Source organism: Corynebacterium sp. Z-1 (genome assembly GCF_031844665.1).
Taxonomy (GTDB): Bacteria; Actinomycetota; Actinomycetes; order Mycobacteriales; family Mycobacteriaceae; genus Corynebacterium; species Corynebacterium sanguinis.
Genome location: NZ_CP134621.1, coordinates 724,905 through 742,154, shown reverse-complemented (window position 1 = coordinate 742,154; position 17,250 = coordinate 724,905). Strand labels below are relative to the sequence as shown.

The window sequence follows — 17,250 nt, the reverse complement described above, 5'->3', positions numbered from 1 at the left end:
GGTAACCGTAGTCCCTATACTTGGGGGCATGGCTTCTCACGCAGACAAACCCTGGCTCGATTCCTACACCGAGTGGACCGCCCCCAACCTGGATTACAGCACAGCGACGCTCACGAAGATTTACGCCGACAACATCACGGCAAACGGGTCGAAGATAGCGACCCGTTTCTTCGGTCGCACGATGACCTACGCCGAGCTTGATAGCGAGGTCCGCCGCGCCGCCGCCGGGCTGAAATCCTTCGGCGTCAAAGCGGGCGACCGCGTGGCGATCATGCTGCCGAACTGCCCGCAGCACGTGGTGGCTTTCTTCGCCGCACAGCTGCTCGGCGCGGTCGTCGCCGAGCACAACCCGCTCTACACCGCCGCCGAGCTGCGCCCGCAGTTTGCCGACCACGGCGCCCGAGTGGCCATCGTGTGGGACAAGGTCGCGGGCACCGTCAACGAACTGCGCGACGACACCGATATCACCACCGTCGTCAGCGTCGACATGACCCAGGCGATGCCCCTGCCAATGCGCCTCGCCCTGCGCCTGCCGCTGAAGCGTCTCCGTGAGGCACGCGCCGAGCTCACCGCGCCCGCGACCTCCACCGTGCCGTGGGAGGCGCTGGTCAGCTCCGCGCTGGTAAACAACGCCGACCAGCTCGAGGAAGCCGAGGTCTCCCCCGACACCCCGGCGCTGATCCTGTACACCTCCGGCACGACGGGTCGCCCCAAGGGCGCGCTACTGACCCACGCCAACCTGTGCGCCAACGTGACCCAGGGCATCGCGTGGGTCAAGGACTTCCAGGAGCGCGACCAGCGGATGGTGGCCACCCTGCCGTTCTTCCACTCCTTCGGCCTGACGTTCTCCCTGACCCTCGCGATGAAGATCGGCAGCGAAGTGATTCTCCTGCCTGCCCCGAAGATCGACCTCATCATGTCGGCCATTAAGAAGTACAAGCCGACCTTCATGCCGGGCGTGCCCACACTGTTCGAGCGCATCGTCGCGCAGGCCAAGGAAGATAACGTCGACATCTCGAGCCTCAACATTGCTTTCTCCGGTGCTTCCTCGCTCCCGGTCGCGGTGATCGACGAGTGGGAAAAGCTCACCGGCGGCCGCCTCGTGGAGGGCTACGGCCTGACCGAAACCTCGCCGATCCTCATCGGCAACCCCGAAAGCGCGGATCGTCGCCCCGGCTACATCGGCCTGCCCTTCCCGGATACCGATATCCGCATCGCCAACCCGGAGAACCTGGATGAGGACATGCCCTACGGCGAGGCCGGCGAGATCCTCGCCCGCGGCCCCCAGGTGTTCGGCGGCTACCTGGATAACCCCGAGGCCACCGAACAGGCGTTCCACAACGGCTGGTTCCGCACCGGTGACATGGGAATCATGGAGTCGGACGGCTTTGTCAAGCTCGTCTCGCGCATCAAGGAGCTCATCATCACCGGCGGGTTCAACGTCTACCCCGCCGAGGTCGAGGAGGTCATCCGCGCGCACAAGGATGTCGAGGACGTCGCCGTCGTCGGCCGACCCCGCCCGGACGGCTCCGAGGATGTCGTTGCCTGCGTCACCCTCACCGACGGTGCCAAGTTGGACTCCGAGGGCTTGCGCGCTTACGCGAAGAAGCACCTCACCGCCTACAAGGTGCCGCGCACGTTCTACCACTTCGAGGAGCTCGCCCGCGACCCCATGGGCAAGATCCGCCGCCGCGAGGTCCAAGCGGACTTGCTCGCTCAGCTCGAGGACTAGATCTCCACGCCCACCCACACGGGCTCCGGCTCGAGAACAACGCCAAATCGCTTGTCGACGCCCGCCCGCACGTCCCGGGCCAGCGCCACAATATCGCTCGCCGCGGCGTCACCGCGGTTGGTCAGCGCCAGGGTGTGCTTCGTGCTCAGCCGCGCCGGCGCGCCGTGGCCCGGGTAGCCCCGCGGGAACCCGGCGCGCTCGATGAGCCACGCAGCGGAGAGCTTGACGCGCCCGTCGGGCTGCGCGAAGCGCGGCATCGTGTCCTCGCCGGTGTCGTTGGCGATGGCGTCGGCAAGCGAGGCTGGAACGATCGGGTTGGTGAAGAACGAGCCCGCGGACCAGGTGTCGTGGTCGCTGTCGTCAAGCACCATGCCCTTGGCGCGGCGGGTGGCGATGATGTTCTCGCGCGCCTGCGCCAGGGGGAGGCGCTGCCCGCCGAGGTGGCGCAGCGGCGCGGACAGCTCCGCCGGCTCAAGGCGGAGCTCGAGCTCGAGCACGACCGCGCGGGCGGTGAACTTCAGGTTGGAGTAGCGATACGCCAGATCCAGCGACTCGGCCGGCACCCACTCGTCGGCGCCCGTCTCGCGGTTATACAGGCGCACGCGGGTGAGCACGTCGGAGATTTCCGCGCCGTAGGCGCCCACGTTCTGCACGGGCGTGGCGCCCGCGGAGCCGGGGATGCCGCTGAGCGCCTCAATGCCACCCAGGCCGTGGTCCACGGCAAAAGCCACCACGTCATCCCAGACAGTGCCGGCGCCGATGCGGAGCGTGGAGGCGTGGATAAGCGAAAGCGATTCGTTGCCCGCGATGACCGCTGTCAGGTCGAGCGGGCCGTCGGCAACGACCAGATTCGAGCCGCCGCCAACGACAAGCAGCTTCTCGCCTGCCGCATCGAGGCGCGCCACCGTCTCGGCGAGCTCGTCGGCCCTCGTGCAGCGGACGAGATCGCGGGGGCTGCCGCCGATGCGCAAAGTGGTAAGCGAGGCAAAAGATGAATCAGTCACCCCCTTAACGGTAGTCTGTGACCCATGACCGCACACAGCGAAGTAACCGTTACCATCAATCACCCCGCCGCCAAGGTGCACCAGGCGCTGAGCACCAAGGAATATTGGGAGTTCATCGCGGCCAACCTCTCCCCGGAGCCGGGCAGCCTCAACGAGTTCAACGGCGATTCCGTTGTCCTCTTCGAGGTCCTGCCGCAGACGATCCTGCCCGAGGCCGCCCAGGCGATGATCTCCCAGGACCTCAATCTCAAGCGCACCGTGAACATCGGCGCGCTCGAGGGCGAAACCGCGAAGCTCGACTACGCCGGTGATGTCAAGGGCACCCCGGTCGACTTTTCCGGCGACATCGTGCTCACCGGCGCCGGCGAGACCACCACCCTTGCCTACGCCAACGAGGCCAAGGTCTCCATCCCGTTCATGGGCGCCGCCCTTGAGCCGAAGGTCGGCGAAGCGCTCGAGGAGATCTTCTCCAACGAGGGCAAGCTCACCGAGCAGTGGATCAGCGAGAACCTCTAAACCTTTTTCAACCCTCCATGGCCGGTCACGCCCACAACCTGCGCGCGCAGTCTGGGCGCGACCGGCCGTTTGGCGTGATCACCCGGGGCACGACGGGCGTCAACCGGCTGCGCCGCTCCGACCGGTGGACCCGCTTCAACCCGCAGGTCGGCGAGCTGCTCCGATCCGTGCCCGCCCCGCTCGCACTGGACGTGGGCTACGGCGCCTCGCACACCACCACCGTGGAGTGGGCCAGGTGGCTGCGCCAGATCAACCCGCGCGTTGAGGTCGTGGGGCTGGAGATCCACCCCGAGAGAGTTCTTCAGCCGCGCGACGGCGTGCGCTTCGAACTCGGCGGGTTCGAACTCGCCGGCTACACCCCGCACCTAGTGCGCGCGTTCAACGTGCTACGCCAATACGACGTCGCCGACGTGCCCGCAGTGTGGGAGTCGGTGACCTCCCGCCTCGCCCCGGGCGGACTTTTTGTTGAGGGCACCTGCGATGAGCTGGGCCGGCGTGCGGCGTGGGTGCTGCTGGATGCCACCGGCCCCCGCTCCCTCACCCTGGCCTGGGACCCGCAGGACGTCACCCGGCCCTCCGACGTCGCGGAGCGGCTGCCCAAGATACTGATCCACCGCAACGTCCCAGGTGAGAGCATCCATGAGCTTCTGTCCGCCGCCGACGCGGCGTGGGACCACGCCGCCGGCTGGGCACCCCACGGCCCCCGCGTCCGGTGGGCCCGCGCCCGCGAGGAGCTCATCGGCAGCGGTTGGCCACTGCACCCCGTGCGCCGCCGGCTGCGGGACAATATATTTACGATCGATTGGGAGCATGTCGCGGTGGACGTATGATAGCCGCATGACTCGCACCAAAGGCTCGCTCGCCTGGAAAATCTTCGTCGGAGTACTCGCGGTAATCCTCATCCTGATCGTCGTCGCAGAATTTGGGCTGCGCGCCTATGTGTCCAACCGGATTGAAACGGAGTTCGCCAACGCCGCCCCCGTTCCGACGACGGCTAACCCCCAGGTCGCGTTCGGGCCTCAACCGCTCACGTTCGGCCTGCTTGCCGGCACCGTCCCCCACATGACCCTCTCAGTCCCCTCGACGTTGGTGCTCGACGGGGATTCGTTCACGGGCCAGCCCGCCGCGACGGTCAACGTAGACAAGGTCCGCCAGTCAGACTCCGGCTTCGTCGCCGACACCCTCGATGTCACGACCGAGCTGCCGGACGCGTTTATCCAGGCCATTTTGCAGCAGCAGGCATCTGCGGCCCTCTCGCAGGTCGACGGCCTACCCGCCGCGACCCTCAAGAATTTAGTCAACATCTCCGGCGTGGAGTCGAACCCGGATGCCGGAACCGTGGCCATCCAGTTCAACAACGGGCTCGCCAGGATCAACCTGCGCCCGCAAATGGACGGCGACGAGCTCACCTTTTCCGCCGACTCCACCAGCCTGTTCGGCATCGACCTGCCGGGCGGGGTTGCGGAGAGCCTCTCGCAGGCCCTTCGCGAGGGCATGCAGGACGCCGTGTTCGGGCCGATGCGCGTGCGCGATGTCACCGTTATCGACGGCGGCCTGCTGGTCTCGCTCAACGGCCATGACGTCAACCTGAACCAGATCAGCGAGGCTCTGTAAACACCACCGCGGCGCCGGCCTCGAGCGCGTCGACGACCGCCTCGACGCTGTCGTCGACCCCGATTGCGGCCACGTCCAGCGTCGTGCGGGGCAGCTCAGCACCGCTTGGGCACACAAGCTTATCGACGCCCACCAGCTCCCCAGCCCGGATCACCGAAGGGCGGGCGTCGTAAAGCAGCCCGAGCCTGGCGGGCGCCTCGACGGCCTGGCGCACGGCGAGGACATCGGCTAACACTTCGTTGTCGCCCTCGGCGTCCGCGTCGACGGCGAGCCACACCTCGGCAGCGCCCATCTCGACGGCCAGGCGCGCCTCCGCCGCCTTGATCACGCTGTGGTGGCGCCCGTCCTGCCATCCCACCACGGCGATGACGGGCACGCCGGTGTGCTTCGCCGCCTGCACCCGCGTCGGCTCGACCACCACGCCCGCCTGATGCCGCTCGGAAACGTTAAAGGGCCGGCCACCGAGGGCGGTTATACCCGTCCGCATGGCCAGCCACTCGAGGTCATCCACTAGCTTACCAGCCGTGGTTACCACGGATGATGTTGTTCAGGTGCGGGCGGACGTCGAAGAAGTAGACGCCGATCGCCACCGCACCGAACCACGCAATGAATGGGAAACGCAGCAGGCAGACGGCCGCGGCGCCGCCGACGATGGCGACCCACACCCACTTGCCCTGGCGCCCGGCGGCCTCAAAAGCGTCCTCGCGGGTCGTGGCCGCCAAAACGGCACCGACGATGCCGGCGATGCCCACCAGCATAAACAGCAGGTTGCGAACTAGCGCCGGCACGGTGAGGATGAAGCCCACCGAAGCCAATGTGCCAAGGTCCATCACGCGCGGGACTCTCCCTCTGGGTTAAAGCTAAACGGTGCTGTTGCCGTTGTCGCCATCATGGTCACTGATAACTTCCCCGTCAATGATATCCTCCGCCTTCTGCTCGCCCGAATCCGGGCGGGAGACCTGCTCGGATACCTTCGCAATGAGCGTGTCCAGGCGCTCGCGCAGATCCTTGACAACCCCCTCGGCATCCACGTCGGACTCCTCGGCGCGGTTGCGCACACCGGCGACCGCCTGGTTGAAGGTCTCCTTCACCTCGCCTAACGCGTTGCTGAAGGCGGCCTTCGCCTCGTCAGCTTGGCCGGACTGAGCTGCGGCGCTGCCCGCGCGGGAAACGGAGCCCGCGACGTCGCGGAAGATGGCCTCGGCATCGGTGGCGAACGTCGTCGCGGCGGCGCGGAAGTCACGGTCGTTGTCCGCGGAGTTGAACGCGCCGCGCGCATTGTCGACGGCGCCACGCAGCTGCTGCAGCAGGCCCTCTTGCGGGGATGCATCAGCGGCGGCGTGCGCCCCCGTCGGCTCGGTTGCACTGCGGTCCTCGCGCAGCTTCGTGGCGAACTCGCTGACGACGCCGCCGACAGCGGAGCCCGCTGACAGCCAGGCCTCGCCCGCGCCGCGCAGGCTGTCCATGATTGAGTTGTTGTCGTTGTTGGAAGTCATCGTGGGCTCACTTTCGTGGGGCTAGTTAAAGAGCAGCTGAGACACAGTGTAAATGGCCAAGCCCGCCAGCGCACCGACTACGGTTCCGTTCAGGCGAATGAACTGCAGGTCCTTGCCCACCATGAGCTCGATCTTGTCGCTGGCCTCTTTGCCGTCCCACCGCGCGATGGTCTCGGAGATGATGCTGACGATCTCACCGGCACCGTTTTCCGCGAGGTACTTCGTCACCGCCGCGAGGCGGGTTTGCGCGCTGTGCGCCACCTGCGGATCCGTCTGTAGCTTGTCACCCCATTCGATGCACAACGACACCAGCTTGCGCCGCAGCGGGGATGCAGGGTTGGAGGAGGCGTCGATAAGCGCTTGCGAAACCTGCGCCCACAGCCCGCCGGCCGTCGAAGTCACGGCGTTCGAGCCCATCACGTCGGCCTTGATCGACTCGACGCGCGAGATCATGTCCGGGTCGAACTGCAGGTCCTGGGCGAACTGGTTGATGTGGCGACGCACGGCGCGGCGCGCCTCGTGCTGCGGGTCCGTGTCCATTTCGCGCATGAACTCCACCAGCTCGCGGTACACCCGCTCCCCGACCAGGTCCTTCGCAAACTTCGGCGCCCACTTCGGCATGCGCTCGTCGATCATGGTGACCACGACCTCCTCCATGCCCTCGACCTTGCGGCGGCCCCAGGCGATGACGTCGTCGACGATCGGCTCGACCTTGCCGTCCTGGATCAGCCCCTCGAGCGCCCTGCCCAGCGGCGGGCCCCACGTCGGCTCCGCGAAGCGGTTAATCACGTGGGTGTTGATCACCCGCTCAGCCTCAGCCGGGTCGATGGACTGCACGATCCGGATGGTGAACCCGCCGACGTGTTCAGAGACCCGCTCCGCGTTGTCCGGCTGCACCAGCCACGCGCCGACTCGCTGCGGGACCTTCGCCTGGACCACCTTGTCCGTAATCGTCTGCGCGTTGAGGAAGTTCTCGCTGACGAAATCACCAAGAGCGCCGGCGACCTGGTCCTTCTTGCGCGGGATGATCGACGTGTGCGGAATGGGCAAGCCCAGCGGGCGGCGAAACAGCGCGGTCACCGCGAACCAGTCCGCCAGACCACCCACCATCCCGGCCTCCGCGGCGGCGCGCACGTAGCCGACCCAGCCCGGGGCTGTGCCCTGCGACTGCCACCACGAGCAGGAGAGGAAGATCACCGCCATCACGCCGAGCAGGCTGGTGACAAAAATCTTGTGGTTGCGCAGCACCCGGCGGCGCTGCGACTCGTTGTCCGGCGTGGGCAAGGGGATCGGGTCCGGCCCCTCAAGCGCGTGTTGTGCCATGCCCTCGATTAAAGCACCTGGGCTAAGACATGAAAGAACTCCCCGCCAGCGAGGGCGGGGAGTTTCGCTTTTCCGTCTAGTTAAGGCGACCGGTGCGCGTGCGGTACTCCTTGTACCCGCGGCGGCCCGTGGACATGAGCACGATCGCGGCGATCATCGTCACGGCGAACTCAATGACACCGAGGATGAGCAGGCGGGAGCCGATGTTGGACTCCGAGCCCATGCCCCAAACCATCGCCGCGCCGCCCCAGACGGCGAGACCGACGCCGAAGAGAGAGGCGAGGATCAGGCCCATGGCGATCCACAAGGAATGGGTGTTCAGCGAGGAGTGCGGGGCGCCCAGGGAGACGGGGTCGTATCCCTCGATGTAGGCGTCCTCGATGCGCTGCTGGTAATCCGGGAAGCTCTCGCTGCGGATATCTGCAACCGACTCGGGAGTGTTTGCCATGGGGTGTGTCCTTTTCTCTAGGTCTCTCGACGCCTTTCGACGTCTCTCGCTAGTCGCTTCGAGTAACTAGTGTTTCTGGTGCCCAGTATAGGGCACTCTTAGTCGTCCTTGCCGCGGAAGGCTGCACGCGCGCGCTCAGCGTTGATCGCGCCGACGGCGTCGAGCGGGATGCCCGCCGGGCAAACGTCCGCGCACTCCCCGTAGAGCGAGCAGTGGCCGAAGTTGGTTTCGAGCTCATCGACCATCTGGCGGGCGCGCTTGCCGCGCTCCTGCTTGCCCAGCGGAAGTAGCTTGAGGTGCTTCAGCTTGGCGCCGGTGAACAGGTGCGCAGCACCGTTCGGGCAGGCCGCGACGCAGGCACCACAGCCGATACAGGCCGCGTAGTCGAGCGCGAGCTCGGCGGTCTCGTGGTTGACGTGCAGGGTATCGGCGTCCGGGGCGGTACCAGCCTGGACGGAGATGTAGCCACCCTGCTGCATGACGCGGTCCAGCGCGGAACGATCCACGGCCAGGTCCTTGATCACCGGGAACGCGCCCGAGCGGAACGGCTCGATGCGCAGCGTGTCGCCGTCCTTGTAGTTGAACAGACGCTGCAGGCAGGCGGTGGTTTTCTGGCCAGCGCCGTGCGGGCGGCCGTTGACGGTCACGCCACAGGTGCCGCAGATGCCTTCGCGGCAGTCGGAAGCGAAGGTGAACGGCTCCTTGCCAGCCTCGACGTAGTTGTTGTTCACGTGGTCGAGGAGCTCGAGGATGGACATCTGCTCCACCGCGTCGTCGACCTGGACGGTTTCGAAGTTTCCGTCAGTATCGGGTCCGGCCTGACGCCAGATCTCAAGTGTCAGTTTCATTACTTGTAGTTCCTTGCCATCAGAGGGATCGAATCGAAGTAGAGCGGTTCAGCGTGGCGGATGAAGCCATCCTTGCCGGCGGGCTCCCACGCGGAGACGAAGCACCAGTTGTCGTCGTCACGCTGCGCCTCGCCGTCTTCGGTGAGGTGGTCGTCGCGGTAGTGGGCACCGCAGGACTCGTCGCGATCCAGCGCGTCGACGCACATCAGCTCGCCGAGGTTGATGTAATCCGCCAGGCGGATCGCGGCCTCGAGCGTCTGGTTCATGTCGTTCGGGGTGCCCGGGATGGAGATGTTGGTCCAGAAGTCCTCGCGCAGGCGGCGGATCTTCTCGATGCCGGCCTTGAGGCCCTCCACCGAGCGGGACACGCCGCAGTGCTCGTAGAGGATGTCGCCGAGCTGCTCGTGGAAGTGCTCCGGGCCGTGCGGCTCGGAGCCGTTGACGCTCATCAGGCGCTGGATCATGTCCTGGGTGCGGGCGACAGCCTCGTGGACCTCGGGCGCGTCAACGTCGAGGGCTTCCTCACCGAGGTGGTCGGCGAGGTAGTTCGGCACCGTGAACGGCAGGGTGAACCAGCCGTCGACGGACGCGGAAAGCAGCGAGTTCGCGCCCAGGCGGTTCGCGCCGTGGTAGGTCCAGGATGCCTCGCCGGCAGCGAACAGGCCGTCAAGCGAGGTCATCTCGTTGAAGTCGGTCCACAGCCCGCCCATGGTGAAGTGCACCGTCGGGGCGATGCGCATCGGCTCCTGGTACGGGTCAGCGCCCGTGGAGTCCTCGTACATCTCGAAGAGGTTGGAGTAGCGCTCGCGGATGGTGTCCACACCGAGGCGGTCGATGGCGTCGGTGAAGTCCAGGTAAGCGGAGTTACGCAGCGGGCCGACGCCGTAGCCGGCGTTGAGCTGCTGCGAGATCGCGCGGGATGCGACGTCGCGGGGCACCAGGTTGCCGAACGCCGGGTAGCGGCGCTCGAGGAAGTAGTCGCGCTCCTCCTCCGGAATGTCCTTCGGGTCGCGCTCGTCGCCCTTCTCCTTCGGCGTCCAGATGCGGCCGTCGTTACGCAGCGACTCCGACATCAGAGTCGTCTTCGCCTGCCACTTCGCGTTGACCGGCAGGCCAGTCGGGTGGAACTGGACGAAGCAGGGCGAGGCGAGGTAGGCGCCGCGCTCGTAGGCTCGCATCATGGCCGAGGCGTTGGAGTTCTTGGCCAGCGTCGTCTTGTGGTAGACGTTGCCGTACCCGCCGGTCGCCAGGATCACGGCGTGGCCGGTGAAGGGGGTGATCTCGCCGGTGATCAGGTTGCGGGTGACGATGCCGCGGCAGGTGCCCTTGCCCTGGCCCTCAGCGCCCTCGGACACGATCAGGTCCATCAGGTCGTGGTGGGTGAAGATCTCCACGTTGCCGAGGTGGATCTGGCGCTGCAGCGCGGACGCAGTGGACAGCTGCAGCTGCTGACCCGTTTGGCCGCGGGTGTAGTAGGTGCGCGAGACCTGCACGCCGCCGAAGGAGCGGGTGGCCAGGGTGCCGCCGTACTCGCGGGCGAACGGTGCGCCGATGGCGTTCATGTGGTCGATCACGCGGGCGGACTCGATGGCGAGGCGCCAGCAGTCGGACTCGCGGCAGCGGTAGTCGCCGCCCTTGACGGTGTCCTTGGTGTGGCGGTACGCGCCGTCGTTATCCACCTTCTTGCCGCGGGCGGAGTTCACGCCGCCCTGCGCTGCGATGGAGTGGGCGCGGCGCGGTGCGTCGTGGTAGGTAAACGCCTTGACCTTGTAGCCAAGCTCGCCGAGAGCGGCCGCGGCGGCGCCGCCGGAGAGGCCGGTACCGACGACGAGGATGGTGAACTTGCGGCGGTTGAGCGGGGAGACCAGGTTCATGTGGTCTTTTTGCCACTCCCACATGTCCTTCATGCGGACCTTGGTGCTGTCCGGCTCGTTGTTGGCCAGGATCAGGCCCGGGGTAACGCCCGGCACGGTGGACTCGGGCTGGCGGAACTCGCCCGCCTGGTTCGTCGTGTTGGCGTCGCCCTGGGCGGCGTGGAAGGTTTCGGGCGAAGCGGCCTGCTGGCCTGCCGCCGAGTTGTGAGCGGTTGTCATAATGTAATTCTCCTTGTCAGCCGTCTACCTTGAGAAGCCGGGAATCCAGCCGAATGAGATCGCCAGCGGCATGACGATGTTTCCAATCACCACGAGCGCCGGGAGGATGTAGGCAAGGACCACCATGACGGCGTGTCCGCGCTTGCCCAGCCAGCCCAGGTCGGAGACCGCGAGGTACACGCCGTGCGTGAGGTGGAGAAGCAGGGCGAGGTTAGCGATGACGTAGATCGCGACAACCCACCAGCGTCCCGGCGCGAAGGTGGCCAGCAGGTTGTTGCGCACCGCGCCGTGGACGAACTCGTCGGAAGCGACGACCTGGCCGAGGGTGAGGTCGAGAATGTGGAAGATGATGAACAGCAGCAGGATAACGCCGGTGATCAGCATCGAGCGGGTGGCGGTGGACTGCCAGCCGCCCATCAGGTTCGTGCGCTTGAACTTGCCACGGGACTTCGCCGAGCGCCCGCGCAGGGCGAACGCGCCCCACACGTGCAGCACAAGGGCGACGAGCAGGACAATGCGGATCAGCCACAGCAGCGCGCCGTAGGGCAGGATGGGCTCGCCCATCGTACGCAGGAAGTGGCCGTACTCATCGATCGGGGCTACGCCGTTGCTGTGCAGCGGCATGAAGATCTTGAGGTTTCCGACCATGTGGCCGAGAACGTACAGGCCGAAGAGCAAGCCGGTTACGGCCATGATCATCTTCAGAGCCCACGTGGGGACGGATGGCCGCTCGCGCAGCGGCGCTTCGGTAATTTTTCCGTGTCGAATTGCGTCACGGTCTGCGTTTTGTACAGTCATGGCACCTCCAGTGTCGCTATTACTCTACGAAATGCGCCCGACCTTTACCTACTTAACGGTTGTGGGGGTGGACGCTACCCACAGGTGCGGCGGGTTTTACCGGCGAAAACTGTGTGCGTCGCGGGGGGTTTCCTAAGGGTTTCGTACCCCTGCGTGCAGCATTTTCTACCCTTGTGATCGACTCATCCGCCACACCAGGCACGCCTTTAACACCGACACTGTGACCTTGAACACATCCGGGCCCGCGCATGCGCTGACCCACTGAACAGTCACCCCGAAGGGTGTCAAACTTTTGTTTGTAAAGATTTTTCGCAAGGCCTTCGCACGAATCTTTGCACAGTGGTTAGATACTGATTATGTCCAAGACTTATGTCGGCTCACGGCTGCGCCAGTTGCGCCGGGAGAGAAACCTCAGCCAGGCCTCCCTGGCTGCGACTCTCGAGCTCTCCGCAAGTTACGTCAACCAGATCGAGCACGACGTGCGCCCACTGACCGTCCCGGTGCTCAAGCGCATTACCGAGGCCTTCGGCGTCGACGCCACCTTCTTCTCGCGTGACGACGACTCCCGGCTCCTCGCCGAGCTCAAGGACGTCGTGGCGGACCAGGAGCTGGGCGCGGCCAACGTCGAACTCCAAGAGCTCTCCGAGCTCGTCTACCGCCACCCCTCCATCGCCCGGTCCGTCGTCGAGATGCACCGCCGCTACTCCAACGCCCGCGACAAGCTCACGCTGGCTCTGGATTCGCGGGTGTCCAGCCCGGAAACGCTGACAATGCCCCACGACGAGGTGCGCGACTTCTTCTACTCCCGCCAGAACTACCTCGACGACATCGACCACAAGGCCGAGGAGCTGGCCGGGCGCATTGGGGTGCAGCGCTTCGGCATCCTCGACACCGAGCGCGCGCTGACCCGCTACGTCACCGAGACGCACGACGTTGAGGTGCGCACGAGCCCGTCGGAGTCCGGGGTTCTGCACCACCTCGACCTCGACGCAGGCGTGCTTTCGCTCTCCCCCATCCTCTCCTCGGGCCAGCGCGCCTTCCGCCTCGCCTCCGCCCTCAGCTTCCTCGAGGCCAGTTCGTTTATCGACGCCCACGTCGCCGCCGAGCCGTTTACCTCGGAGACCTCGAAAAACCTGGCCAAGCGCGGCATCGCCGCCTACTTCGCCGCCGCGACGCTGTTGCCGTACTCACTGATGCATTTCGAGTCGGAGAAGAACGGCTACGACGTGGACTACCTCTGCCACGTCTTCGGCGTCGGCTACGAAACCGTGGCCAGCCGCCTGTCGACGCTGCAGCGCGCGAACATGCGCGGCGTGCCGTTTACCTTCGTGCGCGTCGACCGCGCCGGCAACATCTCCAAGCGCCAATCCGCGACCGGCTACCACTTCTCCACCTCCGGCGGGACGTGCCCGCTATGGGGGATCTACGAATCCTTTACCCGCCCCGGCGAGACGGTGCGCCAGCACGCGACGATGCCGGACGGGCGCACCTACCTGTGGGTGGCGCGCACCGTGCGCCACCACCGCTTCCACTTCCGCGAGACGGAAAAGCTCTTCGCCATCGGCCTTGGCTGCGAGACCCGCCACGCCGAGCGCACCATCTACGCCGAGGGCATGGCGCTTGACGACGTCTCCCAGGCGACGCCGATCGGAGCGGGGTGCCGCGTGTGCCCACGCGAGGCCTGCGCGCAGCGTGCCTTCCCCTCCATCCAGCACGGAATTGAAGTTGACCCGCACACGACCTCGATCGCCCCGTACTGATAAATCCGTACACTGGGGCTTATGAGTACTTCGACTAATTCCGCAACCCGAGTCATCGACGCCCCCGCAGCCGACATCTACGACCTGCTGACCAACCCGCAGCGCCACGCTGAAACGGACAACTCCGGAATGGTCGTCTCCGCCGATCAGGCCGAGCGCTTCCAGTCCGTGGGCGACACCTTCACCATGAACATGACCAAGGAGGACGGCGATTACCAGACCCGCAACAAGGTCTTCGCCCTCCAAGAGAACAAGGTCGTGGGGTGGCAGAACCTGGAAAACACTACCGCCGGTGTCGAGGTGGGCGCCAAGTGGCTCTACGAGCTCGAGCCCGAGGGCCCTGACGCAACGCGGGTGAAGATCACCTACGACCGCTCCGAGATCGAGAGCAGCGAGGTTAAGTCGATGTCTGAGTCGTTCGACGACGACTTCCTGGAGACCAGCTTGGACGCGCTGGCCGCAGCCGTGTCCGGTAGCTAACTACGACGTCTCAAGACACAAAGGGGCCCGCCGATTTACTCGGCGGGCCCCTTTGGCGTCGTCAAGCGGGCACTTAGAGGTTAATCATGTGCCCCTCGACGCCGTGGGCGACCTCCTTGAGGGCCTCCGAGAGCGTTGGGTGAATGTGGATGTTGCGTGCGATCTCACCGGCGGTCAGATCGAAGCGCTGGGCCAGGGTAATCTCCGGCAGGAGCTCGGAGGCGTTCGCGCCGACGAGGTGGCAGCCGAGGATCTCACCGTGCTCGCCGTCCGTGATCAGCTTGGCAAAGCCGGCGGACTCGGCCAGGCCGATCGCCTTGCCGTTGGCGGAGAACGGGAACATGGCGACCTTGATGTCGCGATCCGGCCAGTTCTTACGGGCCTGCTCCTCGGTGTAGCCCATGGAGGCAACCTGCGGGTTGCAGAAGGTCGCGCGCGGGGTCATCATGTAGTCCTCGATTTCGAGGGTTTCGGCGTCCGCGATGGTCTCGGCGGCGATGATGCCCTGGGACTCTGCGACGTGGGCAAGCTGCAGCTTCGCGGTGACGTCACCGATGGCGTAAATGCCCTTGACGTTGGTGCGCAGGCGGTCATCGACGGCGATCGCGCCGCGCTCGGTCAGCTCCACGCCCGTGTTCTCCAGCCCGAAGCCCTCGACGCGCGGGGCAAAACCGACGGAGATCATGACGCGGTCAACGGTGAGTGTCTCGGTCTTGTCCGAGCCGTTCTTTGCGATGTCCACCTCGACCGAATCACCGTTGTCGCGCACCGCGGTCGTGGCGTGGCCGGTGAGCAGCTTCACGCCCATCTTCTTGTAGGCGCGGGCGATCTCCTTGGACACGTCCTTGTCCTCGTTGGGCAGGACGCGGTCCATGTACTCGACGACAGTGACCTCAACGCCGTAGTTGGACAGGACGTAAGCGAACTCCATGCCGATCGCGCCGGCACCCACGATGACCATCTTCTGCGGGGCCTCGGGGTTGAGGATCTGCTCCTCGTACGAGACGACATTGTCGGACAGCTCGATGCCCGGCAACGTGCGCACCACGGAACCCGTGGCGATGATGCAGTTGTCGAACGTGACGGTCTTACCAGCGTCGTCGCCCTCGGTGATCTCGATGGTGGAGGCGTCCTTAAAGGTGCCGAGGCCGTGGATCTCGGTGATCTCGTTTTTCTTCATCAGGTAATGCACGCCGCCGACGATCTTCTCGGAGACCTTGCGGGAGCGTTCGTGTGCGTCCGCGTAATCGAACTCCACGTCACCCTTGATGCCGAAGGTCTTGGCCTCACGGGTAAAGATGTGGGCCACTTCGGCGTTCTTAATCAGAGACTTAGACGGGATGCAGCCCACGTTCAGGCAGACACCACCCCAGTACTTTTTCTCTACGACAGCAACTTTTTTGCCCAGTTGGGCAGCTCGGATGGCGGCGACATAGCCACCGGGGCCAGCGCCGAGGACAACAACGTCAAAATGTTCGTTACTCACGCCCAACAGAATACGTGGACTTTTGAGTCAGCGTCTGTCGGGCGCACGTTGGGGGTAGGGCTTAGAACCAGCCCAGTTGCAGCGAAAGGTTCGATGATGCCGAGGATCCTGCGTGGATGAGCTGGCCGAGGACCTCGTTGATCTGGAGCTGAATGAATTCGAGCGGGTTCATGGTGTTCCTTCGGTAGGTGTTGGGGGTTTTTGGTCTTCGACATCGACGTCGGAGCTGCGGCGGCCATTGTTACACGGTGTAGCGACGGTGTCTGGGTAGCGCCACCGGAGCCACGCGAAAGCTTAGCGCTAACTCTAAGCCAATTTGGTAACAATTTTGACCAAAATAGCAATTTGTTGCTCACTGGGGTCGAATTGTTGTGAAACGTCGGTTAAGTTTACAGCGATGCCTACGGTGTAGGCCCGCACCAGCGTGCTCGTTATTGCAAGCTTCTTGTCAAGGAAAGTCGAAGGAAACACATGAACCTCAAGCGCTCCGTTCTCGCCGCCACCGCAGCGTTGTCGCTCGCCCTTGGTGCAGCACCGCTGACCCCCGCCGCCAACGCCGCAGATGTGACCCCCGAGCATGTGGCCGACGGTGCAGCGGTCGGCGAGGTCAAGCCGTGGGATGTCAACGCGGAGCCGCCGCTGGTGGTTTCCACCAAAAAGCCCCAGGACTGGATCAAACAGGTCGACGACAAAAGTGTCCTGGCCTACAAGGTCTTTTCACCGTCGATGAAGCGCGACATCCCCATCGCCGTCATCCCGGCAACCGATGACAATGGTGGGCGCGTGGACAACGCTCCGACGATCTACCTGCTCAACGGCGCTGGCGGCGCGGAGCAGAACGCCGACTGGCTGAAGATGTACGACACCAGGGACTTCTTCGCGGGCAAGGGTGTCAACGTGGTCATCCCGCAGGCCGGCGCGTTTACCTACTACACCGACTGGGTCGACGAGAACGTCAAGTCGCCCTACATCAATGGCCCCCAGAAATGGGAGACCTTCCTGACCAAGGAGCTTCCGGGCCCGATCGAGAAGACCCTCAACGCCGACAACCGCCGCGCTATTGTCGGATTCTCCATGTCCGGTACCTCCGCGCTCGTCCTCCCAGCGCACAACCCCGGTTTCTACGACGCCGCCGCCTCCTTCTCCGGCTGCGCCGCAACCTCCTCCCCGCACGCCTACAACTTCGCCCGCGTGACCATCAACCGCGCCTCCGGTACCGGCGATTTCAAGACAGTGACCCCGGAGCAGATGTGGGGCCCGATGGGCGGCGAGTACAACCGCCACAACGACGCGCTGCTCAACGCCGATAAGCTGCGTGGCACCGCGCTCTACATCTCCACGGCGACCGGCCTGGCCGGCCGCTCGGATCAGGTCAGCTACCTCATCGGCCAGGGCGCACCTGCACCAGCCGCGAGCGTGGGCGCGACCACTCTGCAGGTCGAAGGCGGCGTGATCGAAGCTGCCATCAACAAGTGCTCGCACGATTTGCGCGCCAAGCTCGAGAGCGAAGGCATCCCGGCGACGTACGAGTTCCGCAACGTCGGCACCCACTCGTGGCCGTACTGGCGCGAAGACATCGAGAAGTCCTGGTACAGCACCATCGCACCGGCTTTCGGCATGTAAGACTTTCTCAGCCGGTAGTCGACGCCCCA

At 65.2% G+C, this 17,250-nt stretch carries 17 protein-coding genes; 7 read left to right on the top strand and 10 right to left on the bottom strand.

Translation table 11 applies throughout. From position 1 onward, the window contains the following. Positions 1–28: 28 nt before the first annotated feature. On the top strand, positions 29–1,732 hold the full coding sequence (locus RIU96_RS03650) for a long-chain-fatty-acid--CoA ligase (protein ID WP_311205119.1): 1,704 nt from the start codon (positions 29–31) through the stop codon (positions 1,730–1,732). Here the strand turns inward: RIU96_RS03650 and RIU96_RS03645 are convergent. Beyond that, positions 1,729–2,772, bottom strand: coding sequence for a UDP-N-acetylmuramate dehydrogenase (locus RIU96_RS03645; protein WP_311205178.1), 1,044 nt, complete (start codon positions 2,770–2,772; stop codon positions 1,729–1,731). The genes RIU96_RS03650 and RIU96_RS03645 overlap by 4 nt on opposite strands. Here RIU96_RS03645 and RIU96_RS03640 point away from each other — a divergent pair. Genes RIU96_RS03640 through RIU96_RS03630 form a run of 3 tightly spaced genes read left to right on the top strand, consistent with a single transcriptional unit; the run spans position 2,761 to position 4,866 of the window. Next, entirely contained in the window at positions 2,761–3,252 is a 492-nt protein-coding gene (locus tag RIU96_RS03640) for a DUF2505 domain-containing protein (RefSeq protein ID WP_311205118.1), read from the top strand. The two genes, RIU96_RS03645 and RIU96_RS03640, sit on opposite strands and share 12 nt — an antisense overlap. A 17-nt stretch (positions 3,253–3,269) precedes the next feature. Further along, positions 3,270–4,082: a class I SAM-dependent methyltransferase gene (locus tag RIU96_RS03635; protein WP_259787821.1), complete on the top strand. Its 813-nt coding sequence runs from the start codon at positions 3,270–3,272 to the stop codon at positions 4,080–4,082. A gap of 7 nt (positions 4,083–4,089) precedes the next feature. Next, complete coding sequence (locus tag RIU96_RS03630) at positions 4,090–4,866, top strand: LmeA family phospholipid-binding protein (RefSeq protein WP_259787820.1); 777 nt, start codon at positions 4,090–4,092, stop codon at positions 4,864–4,866. On the opposite strand, the gene RIU96_RS03625 is transcribed toward RIU96_RS03630, so the two are convergent. The 8 genes from RIU96_RS03625 to RIU96_RS03590 form a co-directional block, all read right to left on the bottom strand. Beyond that, positions 4,850–5,377, bottom strand: a complete 528-nt coding sequence (locus RIU96_RS03625; protein WP_311205117.1) for a hypothetical protein — start codon at positions 5,375–5,377, stop codon at positions 4,850–4,852. The genes RIU96_RS03630 and RIU96_RS03625 overlap by 17 nt on opposite strands. A gap of 4 nt (positions 5,378–5,381) precedes the next feature. Beyond that, positions 5,382–5,696: a DUF2516 family protein gene (locus tag RIU96_RS03620; protein WP_144822624.1), complete on the bottom strand. Its 315-nt coding sequence runs from the start codon at positions 5,694–5,696 to the stop codon at positions 5,382–5,384. A 30-nt stretch (positions 5,697–5,726) separates the two neighbouring features. Then, on the bottom strand, positions 5,727–6,362 hold the full coding sequence (locus RIU96_RS03615) for a CGLAU_01105 family protein (RefSeq protein WP_259787818.1): 636 nt from the start codon (positions 6,360–6,362) through the stop codon (positions 5,727–5,729). Positions 6,363–6,383: 21 nt separating this feature from the next. Next, positions 6,384–7,685, bottom strand: a complete 1,302-nt coding sequence (locus RIU96_RS03610; protein WP_136648843.1) for a DUF445 domain-containing protein — start codon at positions 7,683–7,685, stop codon at positions 6,384–6,386. 76 nt (positions 7,686–7,761) lie between these two features. Beyond that, positions 7,762–8,133 carry a hypothetical protein gene (locus tag RIU96_RS03605; protein WP_311205116.1) on the bottom strand — a complete coding sequence of 124 codons (372 nt, stop codon included), beginning with the start codon at positions 8,131–8,133 and terminating at the stop codon, positions 7,762–7,764. A 98-nt stretch (positions 8,134–8,231) separates the two neighbouring features. Beyond that, the gene (locus tag RIU96_RS03600) at positions 8,232–8,981 is read right to left on the bottom strand and encodes a succinate dehydrogenase/fumarate reductase iron-sulfur subunit (RefSeq protein WP_144772736.1); all 750 of its coding nucleotides are present in this window, start codon (positions 8,979–8,981) and stop codon (positions 8,232–8,234) included. Continuing rightward, entirely contained in the window at positions 8,981–11,074 is a 2,094-nt protein-coding gene (locus RIU96_RS03595; protein ID WP_311205115.1) for a fumarate reductase/succinate dehydrogenase flavoprotein subunit, read from the bottom strand. Before RIU96_RS03595 ends, RIU96_RS03600 begins: the two co-directional genes overlap by 1 nt. A 24-nt stretch (positions 11,075–11,098) precedes the next feature. Then, on the bottom strand, positions 11,099–11,872 hold the full coding sequence (locus tag RIU96_RS03590) for a succinate dehydrogenase cytochrome b subunit (RefSeq protein WP_136648840.1): 774 nt from the start codon (positions 11,870–11,872) through the stop codon (positions 11,099–11,101). Positions 11,873–12,228: 356 nt separating this feature from the next. Between RIU96_RS03590 and ramB the strand changes: the two genes are divergently transcribed. Both ramB and RIU96_RS03580 read left to right on the top strand, forming a co-directional pair. Beyond that, positions 12,229–13,632 carry an acetate metabolism transcriptional regulator RamB gene (ramB, locus tag RIU96_RS03585; protein WP_144689055.1) on the top strand — a complete coding sequence of 468 codons (1,404 nt, stop codon included), beginning with the start codon at positions 12,229–12,231 and terminating at the stop codon, positions 13,630–13,632. 21 nt (positions 13,633–13,653) lie between these two features. Continuing rightward, a complete protein-coding gene (locus RIU96_RS03580) occupies positions 13,654–14,112 on the top strand; it encodes an SRPBCC domain-containing protein (protein ID WP_186309849.1) in 459 nt (152 codons plus the stop codon). 73 nt (positions 14,113–14,185) lie between these two features. On the opposite strand, the gene lpdA is transcribed toward RIU96_RS03580, so the two are convergent. Further along, complete coding sequence (gene lpdA / locus RIU96_RS03575) at positions 14,186–15,598, bottom strand: dihydrolipoyl dehydrogenase (protein WP_181729436.1); 1,413 nt, start codon at positions 15,596–15,598, stop codon at positions 14,186–14,188. A 471-nt stretch (positions 15,599–16,069) separates the two neighbouring features. On the opposite strand from lpdA, the gene RIU96_RS03570 reads away from it, so the two are divergent. After that, positions 16,070–17,221: an alpha/beta hydrolase gene (locus RIU96_RS03570; RefSeq protein ID WP_181729435.1), complete on the top strand. Its 1,152-nt coding sequence runs from the start codon at positions 16,070–16,072 to the stop codon at positions 17,219–17,221. The last annotated feature ends 29 nt before the right edge of the window (positions 17,222–17,250 follow it).

What these genes read in the sequence shown, in the direction of transcription:
- RIU96_RS03630 (WP_259787820.1), top strand. Translation starts at nt 4,090, where the DNA reads ATGACTCGCACCAAAGGCTCGCTCGCCTGGAAAATCTTCGTCGGAGTA.
- RIU96_RS03570 (WP_181729435.1), top strand. Translation starts at nt 16,070, where the DNA reads ATGAACCTCAAGCGCTCCGTTCTCGCCGCCACCGCAGCGTTGTCGCTC.
- ramB (WP_144689055.1), top strand. Translation starts at nt 12,229, where the DNA reads ATGTCCAAGACTTATGTCGGCTCACGGCTGCGCCAGTTGCGCCGGGAG.
- RIU96_RS03580 (WP_186309849.1), top strand. Translation starts at nt 13,654, where the DNA reads ATGAGTACTTCGACTAATTCCGCAACCCGAGTCATCGACGCCCCCGCA.
- RIU96_RS03620 (WP_144822624.1), bottom strand. Translation starts at nt 5,696, where the DNA reads ATGGACCTTGGCACATTGGCTTCGGTGGGCTTCATCCTCACCGTGCCG.
- RIU96_RS03595 (WP_311205115.1), bottom strand. Translation starts at nt 11,074, where the DNA reads ATGACAACCGCTCACAACTCGGCGGCAGGCCAGCAGGCCGCTTCGCCC.
- RIU96_RS03650 (WP_311205119.1), top strand. Translation starts at nt 29, where the DNA reads ATGGCTTCTCACGCAGACAAACCCTGGCTCGATTCCTACACCGAGTGG.
- RIU96_RS03605 (WP_311205116.1), bottom strand. Translation starts at nt 8,133, where the DNA reads ATGGCAAACACTCCCGAGTCGGTTGCAGATATCCGCAGCGAGAGCTTC.
- RIU96_RS03610 (WP_136648843.1), bottom strand. Translation starts at nt 7,685, where the DNA reads ATGGCACAACACGCGCTTGAGGGGCCGGACCCGATCCCCTTGCCCACG.
- RIU96_RS03615 (WP_259787818.1), bottom strand. Translation starts at nt 6,362, where the DNA reads ATGACTTCCAACAACGACAACAACTCAATCATGGACAGCCTGCGCGGC.
- RIU96_RS03590 (WP_136648840.1), bottom strand. Translation starts at nt 11,872, where the DNA reads ATGACTGTACAAAACGCAGACCGTGACGCAATTCGACACGGAAAAATT.
- RIU96_RS03600 (WP_144772736.1), bottom strand. Translation starts at nt 8,981, where the DNA reads ATGAAACTGACACTTGAGATCTGGCGTCAGGCCGGACCCGATACTGAC.
- RIU96_RS03640 (WP_311205118.1), top strand. Translation starts at nt 2,761, where the DNA reads ATGACCGCACACAGCGAAGTAACCGTTACCATCAATCACCCCGCCGCC.
- RIU96_RS03635 (WP_259787821.1), top strand. Translation starts at nt 3,270, where the DNA reads ATGGCCGGTCACGCCCACAACCTGCGCGCGCAGTCTGGGCGCGACCGG.